Below are 9375 nucleotides of genomic sequence, written 5' to 3'. Positions count from 1 at the left end.
AGCGTGTCTCCCCGGCGAAATACTTGGCCGCCTTCCGCAGGATCTCGCGTTCCTCCTCCAGTTCGCGGACCTTCTTGCGCAGGGCCGCGTTCTCCGTCTCCAGCGGCGTGGGCGGCTCGGCGGGCGCTTCCGCCCGGCGTCCCCGTGGCCGGCTCGCTCCGGCCGCCCGGACCCAGTTCCGCAACGTCTCCGGGTTCACCCCCAGATAAGCGGCGACCGACCTGATCGTCGCCTCCGGCCGCGACTCGTACAACGCGACCGCGTCCGCCTTGAACTCCGGCGGATAGTGCTTCATGACCACGGGACATCCGTTCTCCTGGACTCAAGAACCAAGTCTCTCGGGTGTCCAAGATCCAGGGTCAAGCCCCGTTCGGCGTTGGCCCTGGCCACTGACGCGGGAGGTTGGAAAAGTTCAATGGAGACCGCCCATGAACGAGTTGCCGGAGGTGTCGTTGGGCTTGGCCCGGTATGGGTAGCGGCCGAGTTTCCGGCCGCGCCGCACTCGACGCCCGGACAGCACCCCCACGGCGAAGATGCTCAAGAAGAGCAGCACGCACCCGCTGCCTCCGAGTATTAGTGCTGTCTCCATCGGCTGAGTATATGGGACAAGGGACAGAGGGCAGCCGAGATACAGCCCGATGGCGCAGGAAGTCCCCCAGTGGTGCCAAAACTCGGGACCAGAGTTCCAGTCAGAACGCTTGACCTTTGCCAGACGCGCCCTAGCTTGATCTTTAACGTCCGGCCTCGAATGATGCCTCGAACTTGATCACTCGGTTCGGTATCCGTCGTACAGCGAAGTGGCCTTCGGCTGAACATGTGCTCCGACCAAGGAACACACACGTCCAGCACGAAGGCCGTGAGAATGAGTCTGCTGCATGGTGATGCCCAGCGAGAGCCATTGGCTGAACTGTCACGCTTCCGGGGTGAGTTCTACTCCTGTCTTACCGCTCGTTCGGACGGGTTGTTCGAGCTGGCTGACGCTGTTCTGTGCGACGACGGGCCGGTGAGGTCACTGGCCGAGTTGTCACTGGTGGGCGAACACCGCCGTGGCCATGAAGGGCTCTATGCGGCGCTGGCCCGCGGAGAGATCGACACTGGCCGGCTGCGACGGGCCCTGGCCGCAGTGCCCCTGCCTCGGGCTGCCGATGGCCGGCTGGCCCTGGCCATCGGTATCACCTGCTGGCTGCGGCCGGCCGCCCGCACCTCACCCCAGCGGATCCTGTGCCGCACCTACGGCAGGGGCAAGGACCAGTACATCCCGTTCCCGGCTGGCCGTACTCCATCGTCTGCGCGCTCGAGCCCGGCCGCAGCTCGTGGACCGCGCCGCTGGATGCACTGCGGCTGGCTCCCGGGGATGACACCGCCACCGTCACCGCCCGGCAGCTGCGCGACCTGCTCCAGCGTCTGATCACCGCAGGGCAGTGGCAGCCAGGCGACCCGGACGTCCTCATCATCGCGGACGCCGGCTATGACGCGCCTCGGCTGGCCTTCCTCCTGCGGGACCTGCCCGTGCAGGTGCTGGCCCGGATGCGTTCGGACCGTGTCCTGCGCAGGACTGCTCCACTCCGCCAGCCGCACATCCTTGGCCGCCCGCCCCGGCACGGAGGCGAGTTCGTCTTCGGACAGCCCGACACCTGGGGCACCCCGGACACCGAGACCGTCACCGACACCCGGCTCTATGGCACCGCCCTCGCCCGCTCCTGGGACCGGCTGCATCCCAAGCTGACCCACCGCTCCTCCTGGGCCGCAGCCGACGGCACCCTCCCCATCGTCGAGGGAACGGTGATCCGTCTGGACATCGACCGCCTGCCCAGCGGGGCCACCCCCAAGCCGGTCTGGCTGTGGTGGTCAGGCATCGACGCAACTCCCGCAGATGCCGACCGGCTCTGGCAGGCATACCTGCGGCGCCTCGACATCGAGCACACCTTCCGCCTTTTCAAGCAGACCCTGGGCTGGACCTGCCCCAAGATCCGCACCCCCGAGGCAGCCGACCGATGGACCTGGCTGGTCCTCGCCGCCTACACCCAGCTGCGGCTTGCCCGACCGCTGGCGGCCGACCGGCGCCGGCCCTGGGAGAAACCCAGCCCCGTCGGACAGGCTCACCCCCTCCCGCGTTCGCCGGGACTTCCGGCACATCCGCCCAGCGACCACCTGCCCGGCCCAGGCACCAAAACCCTCCCGGCCCGGTCCCGGACGACCACCGGGCCGAAAGAACACCCGGCCGACACCCCGCCACGACGTACACACGCCCCACAAAACACAGCCAGCGCAACGACAAACGAAGAAGTCAGCCACTCCACGACCCCGCCGCACAGGTTAAAGATCAAGCTAGGGATCCGGCCAATGGCTTCGGGTCAGGTCCGCTTGCGGCTCGCGATCTCGTCAGAGAGCTGCTGCACGTGGGCGGGGTCCGCGTCCCGGGCAAGGGCGACGTAGTGGTCCATGACGGCCGGCCGATAGCGCACGGGCAACGTCTGTCCCGGGGCGAGTCGGGTGAGCTCGGTGATCGTGAGGGTTTCGTCTGCGATACCGCGGAACGAGCGGCCGCCGGCGGTCTCCACGTCGAACATCAGGACCACGCGCGGGTTGCTGTTGACCTCCCGCCAGTCGACGAGAACGCCGAGCGCAAGCGCCCCCGTACGCAGTTCCGCGTTGCGCTGCCGTGCATCACTGCTCAGGAGCGGGTTCGGGGCGACGCCCGGGAAATTGGGCCCTACACCGAGCGATTCCCGACTCAGATCGGGCCTGAGCTGCGCCATCGCATCGTTGAGCTTCTTCTGCGAACTGAACATGTTGATGTTGAGCTTCTTCTTCGAACCGAACATCCGGACCCCTCCCTCACACCGGTGCCGGAATCTCGGCCTGGCGCTTCGCCTTCACTGGGATTGTACGTCGCGGCCATTCCCGACCTCCGGTGCATCGCCCCGTCTCGGTGGGGTCGCCGTCTGCGGTCGCGGACGGGCTCGGTCGGTGCACTTGTCTGTCGGACGAGCCATGTCTGCACGCGGACAGGAGGACCAAGCCGTGATCGATATTGACCCCAACAGTGTGTCCGTGGCAAGACCGTGCGGTGCCGCGATCCTGTGCGGAGCGGCGGTCACGCTGATCAACTTCTTCTGGACCGTCGGCCAGTGAACTCTGAGGGGAATGGTCCCGATATGAGATCAACACCGATGGACAGAGAAGCTGCGGAGCGGATTGGTGCCGCGACAGAGCGGGACCCGGAGAGCGCGACAGCGCTCTCCGGGTTCGACGAGCGGGCTGCGGACGCGGCTGAACGCAATGAGCCAGAAGACGATGACGACGACTTCTGGGAAGAGGACTACTGAGAGCGGTTCCCGGCGTGCTGCTGCGTGATTCGCCTGGTCATCGGGTCAGCGCAGAGTGGTAGGGGCGAGGCGGATCGTGCGTGGCTGCAGCGGCCGCAGGCGTATGGGCTTGGGCTTGCCGGCCGCTTTCACCGGTTCGACGGGGTGTGGCTCGGTCCGCGGTGGCCGGGGCGGGCGGGTGAGGCGGCGGACCATCAGGGTGATGAAGGTCCAGGTGATGTGGGCCTCGCTGTGGGAGACAAGCCGTTCGTAGTCCCGGACGTTTCTTCTGGCTCTTATGATCCACGAAATGGCCCGCTCGACCCGCCATCTCTTCGCCAGGACGGCGAAGCCGTCCTGGTCCTTGCGGCGGGGCACTGTCTTCAGGGTGATGTTGAGGAAGGAGTGGGACCAGTCCACGAGACTCCCGCCGTAAGCGGAGTCCGCCCAGGCGATGGCGAGTTCGGAATGGGTCAGGCGCAGGCGGAACAGCTGGTCACGGGCGGAAATGCTGTCGTGCGGCGAGGCGTTGGTGACCATCACGGCAAGCGCCAGGCCCCGCATGTCGACGGCCAGGTGCCGCTTCCTCCCGTTGATCAGCTTCCCGCCGTCGAAGCCACGGCCGTCCGCTCCCACCGTCTCGGCGCCCTTGACGGACTGGGAATCCAGGATCACCGCGACGGTGCGGGGATTGAGGCCGTCGTGGATGCGGACCATCTGGTGCAGCTCGGCATGGATGTGGGCCAGCGTTCCGTTCGCCCGCCATCGCTGGAAGAAGCCGTAGACCGTGCGCCAGGGGAGGGAGTGCCTAGATCACCGGATCTGACACAGCTTCTGAGCAGGATGCCGAGGCGGGCGACGTGGTCGACGGGCTCGGCGGCTGTGAATGCCAGACGGAGCCGGTAGTCGGTCGCGGTGCCGATGTTCCCGGCCTCCGTGCCGACGCCCGGCCCCGGCATCAGGACGTGGCTGCTGCGGTCCTGAGCCCGGAAGCTCTTACGCAGCGGGTGGGCACCGGCCGACAGTTCACGGTCCAGGAACCGGCGCAGCGGGGTGCGTGGACAGTGAATCCCGGAGGTCAGGCTCATCAAGTCACCGCCTTGGGCAACAGGCGCCACCAAGGCGCGGTTGAGTCGCGATGAACCGGGACGGCACGCAGCAGGACTGACAAGCCGTCACCCGTAAGGAGTAGCCGACAGGCCCGGCAAGTAGGCGGATCACCCGATCGTGTGATCAGGGCAGGGGTGGGGCTGCTGGAGGGCGGGCTTCGCCCTGAAAATGCACCCCGCCCTGCCAATGGCTGTCGGTACCGTCCGGTCATGGAATCGCCGGTCACGTTCGATCGTCTCTACGAAGGTGCCAAGCGCTTCGCGCGCCTGGCGATGGAAGCCCACGCCGAAGAGGACCAGGAGGTCTTCCTGTTACACGCTGGTGTCAGCGTCGAACGCCTGGCGAAGGCGGCACTGGTCCGTGTCCATCCCACCTTGCTCACCGAGGTGAACGGCAAGGACGACATGCTGCTGCACTTCGCGGGAGCGGTGTCCAAACCGCCGGCGCGGCTCAGGACCATCGGCGCGTCGACGGCGATCGATCGGCTGCGGAAGATGGACGTCCTCCCGAAAAAGCCCAAAAGCGAGGCTGCTGACCTCGACGGCCTGATCGAGCTGCGCAACGGTGTCGCTCACCTCGGTGCAGACGACATGGAGGACTACCTGGGAGTCTTCACAGCGACCGTGGACAAGCTCTTGCAGCATGTGAGGCGGGACCGCGGAGCCTTTTGGGAGTCGTGGTCGGACACGGTCCAGGTGATCCTCGACGACAGGGCAGACCGCTTGCAGAAGGCCATCCGGCTGAGGATGGACCAGGCCCGGCACCGGTTCCGGACGCGCTTCGCCGACCTCCCGCACGGAGCGGTGGAGGGCGCCGCGCAGGCGGTGAGCGAGCGCGGGCTGATAGTGGTCGAGGTCGGTCCAGGAAAGGCGCTGTTCCAGACGCTGAGCCAGTGCCCCGCCTGCGACCGGGAAGCCGCCGCTCTGTTCCTGGCCGTGGGGGTGGGCTCCCCCCCTGTTCGACATGGAACTGACGGCCGAAGGTCTCCTGTGCGGGCTGTGCGGGTTCCACCTCTCCAGCACGGATGAGGTCGAGGCCGCCGGCTTGCCGACCGTTGTCCGCTACTCCGTGGAGAACCTGACGCGCATCGTCGCCGAAGGCCCGGACCCTGCAGAACGCCTTGCCACACTCAAGCTCGCCCTGCCGACTGTGCAAACCCATGCCCACGACAGCTTCTGAACGACGTGCTTGGCTCCCAAGACGGTGGGGGCCGCGAAGGTCTGGAAGGCTGTGGCGCCCGGGGAGCTGTCGCGTCTTGCCGGAGGAGGGGGCCCGGGTGGCGGGGATCGAACGTGAGCCGGCGGAAGTGCGGATACCCCAGGCCGCGCTGGACGCCTTCGCCGCGGCGCTGAGCGTACGCACGGTGGCGATGCGGACCTGGCCCGATGGCATCGAGTGGATGTATCCGGTGGGGACGTGGGAGCAGCCGCACCTGGAGGTGGCACTCATGCCCGGCGGCGAAGAGGTGTGGCTGCGGATGTCCACCGACCGCTCCAGCGTCGCCGTGTGGACCATCCAGCAGTGGTGGGAGTTCGCCGGTCAGCTTCCCGGCGCGGCGCCGCCGCACGGCTGAGGCCGCCGGCCTCAGCTACGAGCGGATACGCGTTGCCGCACGCGTGGATACCGGTGGATACGGTCGTGGCTACGATGCGGAACGCCCCGACCCCGGCAGCTGCAATGCCGGGGTCGGGGCGTTGTCACCAGGTGGCTCTCCGGGCCAGACGATGTCCAGCGTGGCGGGGGCTGCGGGGCTCAAAGGCTCCATCCGATGCGGGTGAAGACGTAGCCCCGCTCCGCCAGCCCGCTTCGGGAGTCGGTCTGCTCCCGCGCCCACACCAGTGGGAGGACCAGGTCCTCGGTGGGGTCGGCCGTCGGGTAGTCGGCCCAGACACCTCCCTCGTTGTCCAGCCACACGCAGGCGTACTGCGCGGCCCCGTTCACCTGCGGCATTCCAAAGGTGGAGACCAGGTCGGTGCGACAGACAGCGATCCGGGACAGGACACACCCGCGTGCCCCCAACTCACCTCGGGAGACAGGGCGATCGCCATCCCACACCAGCGGCAGCATGTAGTCGTCCGGCGGCACGGTGGGATAGTCGGCCCACACGCCGCCGTCTTCTTCCAGCCACACGGCGGCATGAGCGTCGGTGGGAGCGGTCTCCGGTACCGTGACGCAGACTCGTACGCGATCAGGAAGGCGGGCCTCCTGACGCTGGCCGGGCCCGCGGACAGCGTCGACGGCCGGTGTGCCGAGGCTCGATAGTTGTCACCGGCGGAGCCGAATAGGCTGGGAGAAGAGCCGGGCCGAAGCAGCCTGGTTGTCACCGGGGAGGCAGGCTACTTGTCACAGCCGCTCCATCAGCAATCGTTCTGTCACCAAGTCAACGTGGGACGCTCGTAGTTGCGCGGCTCTCGGCCGGAGGCCGGAGGGCAACAGCTTCGCCCGCCCAGGGGGCCTGGTCATGTGTAGGTGGAGATTTCGATCAGGTTGCCGTCCGGGTCGCACAGGTAGGTGCTGAGGATCGGGCCGAGGGCGCCGGTGCGCGGCACCGGGCCTTCCTCCACGGGTACCCCGCAGGCGACCAGATGGGCCAGTACCTGTTCCTGCGGGGTCCGGGTGATCAGGCAGAGGCCGGCGCTGCCGGGGGTGGGTCGGGCGGCGTGGGGAAGGAGTTCGCGGCCGGTAGGTGAAGGTTGATCTTGCTTCTGCCGAAGTCCAGCGCGCGGCGACCCTCCCCGAAGGTGACGGGCCGCATGCCGAGGACCCGCTGGTATGAGGCAGTGGTCCGCTCGACGACGGTGACGGTAAGCACCAGGTGGTCCAGGCCGCTGATCACGATCCCCCGGGGGCATACCGGGCCAGCTGCTCGCTGCAGGCGTTCCACGCTGGCGCGGACAGCAGCTCGCGTGAGCGGGCGAACAGGCGGTAAAGGTCCGGGCCGTGGCGTTCGGCCAGCCCGACGTTATGGGCCAGCACGTCGAGCTCGTTGGCGGCCGTGATCTCCACGATGGCGCGTACGTCCGCCTCGGCCGGAGTGTGTTCCCGGCCCGTGAAGCGGTCATGGAAGCTCACCGGAAGCCCGTTGCCCAGGCCCGGATAGACGGCTGCCCGGTCGCAGCTCGCGTACAGGTACACCAGGGCCTCCGCGCGATCGCCGATCAGTTCGGCGAGGACCCCGCGCTCGGTGATGCCCAGGAGCGACCCGTCGAATCCGTCCGTTCCGTAGGCGGCGTGGCACAGCCCCGCGAGCTGGACGTCAGGGTCGGCGCCCCAGGCGGAGAGCAGGCGGGTGACGCGGTGCAGGTGGTCCAGGAGCGTTCCGCCCGGATGGGCCGTCCGGGCGGCGCCGCGGTCGGACAGGAACTTCTCGGCCCGGGGCCATCGCGCCGGGGCGGGCCGCCCCATCAGGCCACCCGTTTTGCGGACTGTGCCAGCTCGGCGACCAGTCGGGCGGTGGCCGGGATGGCGATGCCGTGGGCGGCTCCGGCGCGTAGGACGGCTCCGCCGATGGCGTCGAGTTCCAGCGGACGGCCGACCTCGGCGTCGCGCTGCATCGAGGACCTCATCGTCCCGGGAACGCGGTCGAAGAAGGAGAGCAGCCCCTCGGCGGTCACGGGCGCGCCGGCGGCGCGGGCTACGGCCGCGATCTCGTCGAGGACGGTGAGCAGCTCGGGCCGGTGCCGATCACGGACGGCGCCGACGTCGGCCTGGTGGCGGGTGGTCAGCAGGGCGAACGGGGCGAGGAAGGCCAGCTTGTCCCAGAGCATCGCGCTCTCGTCCTCGCGTACGGTCACGCCTAGACCGGCCTGTCGCAGCAACTCCGCGAAGTCATCTACGGGGGCGGCGGCTAGTTCGAGGTCGGCGAACGGGCTGGTGTGGGCGATGCGGCCGGGCGCCGTGCGGGTGGCCTCGACCCGGATGGTGCCCGCGACGACCCGGGCAGAGGGGAAGCGCTCGCGGAGCACGGCGAGATGGTCGAGGCCGTTGAGCAGCGGGACCACGACCGCCGTGCCGAGCACCTCGGCCGGGATGCGGTCGAGCGCCTCGGCAAGCGCGGTCTGCTTGACCGTCACGAAGACGGCGTCTACAGGCTCGCGCAACTCGGTGTCGGACTCCACCACCGCGGTGAACTCCCCGTACCGATTGCTGTCGACGCGCAGCCCGTGCCGGCGCAGCACGGCGACGGTCTGTTCCCCCGCCAGGCAGACGACGCGGTGTCCGGCACGGGCGAGCAGCGCGCCGACCAGGCCGCCGACGCCGCCTGGGCCGAGAACCGCCACGGTCGTCCTGCTTGTGCTCATGTGTGCTCCTGTCCGGGAAATCAATGAGTCGAGAGGTGGGGCGGCCGGGGCCGGGAAGCCAGTTGGGCCCGTGGCGGGTCGGCACCCGCCCGCATTCAGGACCGCGTCCGGACCGCGGAAGAGACAGCGGGCGGGTTGCCGCCCTGGGCCCGGAACGATGATCAAACCTGGCGAGACCCAAGTCAATCCACGGGTTTACTGGGACAGACCCGAGCAATACCTTGGGGCCCGTGACACTTGACGATCTCCGTTGTCTTTGCTGCGGCCTGCCGAACCGGTTCGCTCAGCGGTGCCGCCCGTGACCTGGGTTGTACGCAGTCGGCCGTCAGCCAGCACGTGAAGCGACTCGAGCGGGAACTGGGACTCAGCCTGCTCGAACGCCAGCCGCGCGGGATTGCGCCGACCTCGGCGGGGCGGCTGCTGCACACGGCGGTGACCGAGGGCCTGGGGCGCATCGACCAGGCAGTGCGCCGGATCGAGGAACTCGCCCGCGCGGAGGGCGGATCGGTACGGGTCACCACCGGTGCCACGCCCTTCCGGCGCAGGTTGGCCATGTGCTGCCCGACGGGCACCATCGCCTCGCCCTCGCCCCACACCGCGTCCTGACGCGGCGCGAGGTGCCCCATGGCCCGCCGGTAGGACCGGAGCGCGGCCAG

The 9375-nt window shown here is 68.7% G+C and carries 9 protein-coding genes and 3 pseudogenes; 5 read left to right on the top strand and 7 right to left on the bottom strand.

What is annotated here, in order from left to right:
• Together ABFY07_RS42110 and ABFY07_RS42105 are read right to left on the bottom strand one after the other, a co-directional pair.
• Positions 1-301: transposase (locus tag ABFY07_RS42110; RefSeq protein ID WP_428837117.1), on the bottom strand; the 301-nt coding region annotated here is incomplete at its 3' end.
• A 111-nt stretch (positions 302-412) separates the two neighbouring features.
• On the bottom strand, positions 413-589 hold the full coding sequence (locus tag ABFY07_RS42105; RefSeq protein WP_346179526.1) for a hypothetical protein: 177 nt from the start codon (positions 587-589) through the stop codon (positions 413-415).
• A gap of 273 nt (positions 590-862) precedes the next feature.
• On the opposite strand from ABFY07_RS42105, the pseudogene ABFY07_RS42100 reads away from it, so the two are divergent.
• A pseudogene (locus tag ABFY07_RS42100) lies at positions 863-2320 on the top strand (NF041680 family putative transposase).
• A 34-nt stretch (positions 2321-2354) separates the two neighbouring features.
• Here ABFY07_RS42100 and ABFY07_RS42095 read toward each other — a convergent pair.
• Positions 2355-2825, bottom strand: coding sequence for a hypothetical protein (locus ABFY07_RS42095; RefSeq protein WP_065967081.1), 471 nt, complete (start codon positions 2823-2825; stop codon positions 2355-2357).
• A gap of 348 nt (positions 2826-3173) precedes the next feature.
• On the opposite strand from ABFY07_RS42095, the gene ABFY07_RS42090 reads away from it, so the two are divergent.
• The gene (locus tag ABFY07_RS42090) at positions 3174-3329 is read left to right on the top strand and encodes a hypothetical protein (protein WP_158080356.1); all 156 of its coding nucleotides are present in this window, start codon (positions 3174-3176) and stop codon (positions 3327-3329) included.
• Positions 3330-3374: 45 nt separating this feature from the next.
• On the opposite strand, the pseudogene ABFY07_RS42085 reads toward ABFY07_RS42090, so the two are convergent.
• Positions 3375-4094, bottom strand: a pseudogene (locus ABFY07_RS42085) (transposase); the annotation flags it as partial.
• A 533-nt stretch (positions 4095-4627) separates the two neighbouring features.
• On the opposite strand from ABFY07_RS42085, the gene ABFY07_RS42080 reads away from it, so the two are divergent.
• Together ABFY07_RS42080 and ABFY07_RS42075 are read left to right on the top strand one after the other, a co-directional pair.
• Positions 4628-5446: a hypothetical protein gene (locus tag ABFY07_RS42080; RefSeq protein WP_346179525.1), complete on the top strand. Its 819-nt coding sequence runs from the start codon at positions 4628-4630 to the stop codon at positions 5444-5446.
• A 248-nt stretch (positions 5447-5694) separates the two neighbouring features.
• Complete coding sequence (locus ABFY07_RS42075) at positions 5695-5991, top strand: hypothetical protein (protein ID WP_346179524.1); 297 nt, start codon at positions 5695-5697, stop codon at positions 5989-5991.
• 179 nt (positions 5992-6170) lie between these two features.
• Here the strand turns inward: ABFY07_RS42075 and ABFY07_RS42070 are convergent, their stop codons facing one another.
• The 3 genes from ABFY07_RS42070 to ABFY07_RS42060 all read right to left on the bottom strand — a co-directional run bounded on the left by ABFY07_RS42070 (position 6171) and on the right by ABFY07_RS42060 (position 8719).
• Positions 6171-6548, bottom strand: coding sequence for a hypothetical protein (locus ABFY07_RS42070; protein WP_346179523.1), 378 nt, complete (start codon positions 6546-6548; stop codon positions 6171-6173).
• 702 nt (positions 6549-7250) lie between these two features.
• Complete coding sequence (locus tag ABFY07_RS42065) at positions 7251-7823, bottom strand: DUF6817 domain-containing protein (protein ID WP_346179522.1); 573 nt, start codon at positions 7821-7823, stop codon at positions 7251-7253.
• Positions 7823-8719 carry a ketopantoate reductase family protein gene (locus ABFY07_RS42060; protein ID WP_346179521.1) on the bottom strand — a complete coding sequence of 299 codons (897 nt, stop codon included), beginning with the start codon at positions 8717-8719 and terminating at the stop codon, positions 7823-7825. The genes ABFY07_RS42065 and ABFY07_RS42060 overlap by 1 nt, the downstream gene beginning before the upstream one ends.
• Positions 8720-8949: 230 nt before the next feature.
• On the opposite strand from ABFY07_RS42060, the pseudogene ABFY07_RS42055 reads away from it, so the two are divergent.
• Positions 8950-9271: pseudogene (locus tag ABFY07_RS42055) on the top strand (LysR family transcriptional regulator); the annotation flags it as partial.
• Between the last annotated feature and the right edge of the window lie 104 nt (positions 9272-9375).

Source organism: Streptomyces sparsogenes subsp. cuspidosporus, assembly GCF_039532705.1.
In the GTDB taxonomy this organism is placed as follows: Bacteria; Actinomycetota; Actinomycetes; order Streptomycetales; family Streptomycetaceae; genus Streptomyces; species Streptomyces sparsogenes.
Note: the sequence above shows the minus strand (reverse complement) of the source record. Positions and strands in the feature narration are given on the sequence as shown.

What these genes read in the sequence shown, in the direction of transcription:
- ABFY07_RS42090 (WP_158080356.1), top strand. Translation starts at nt 3,174, where the DNA reads ATGGACAGAGAAGCTGCGGAGCGGATTGGTGCCGCGACAGAGCGGGAC.
- ABFY07_RS42060 (WP_346179521.1), bottom strand. Translation starts at nt 8,719, where the DNA reads ATGAGCACAAGCAGGACGACCGTGGCGGTTCTCGGCCCAGGCGGCGTC.
- ABFY07_RS42080 (WP_346179525.1), top strand. Translation starts at nt 4,628, where the DNA reads ATGGAATCGCCGGTCACGTTCGATCGTCTCTACGAAGGTGCCAAGCGC.
- ABFY07_RS42065 (WP_346179522.1), bottom strand. Translation starts at nt 7,823, where the DNA reads ATGGGGCGGCCCGCCCCGGCGCGATGGCCCCGGGCCGAGAAGTTCCTG.
- ABFY07_RS42095 (WP_065967081.1), bottom strand. Translation starts at nt 2,825, where the DNA reads ATGTTCGGTTCGAAGAAGAAGCTCAACATCAACATGTTCAGTTCGCAG.
- ABFY07_RS42105 (WP_346179526.1), bottom strand. Translation starts at nt 589, where the DNA reads ATGGAGACAGCACTAATACTCGGAGGCAGCGGGTGCGTGCTGCTCTTC.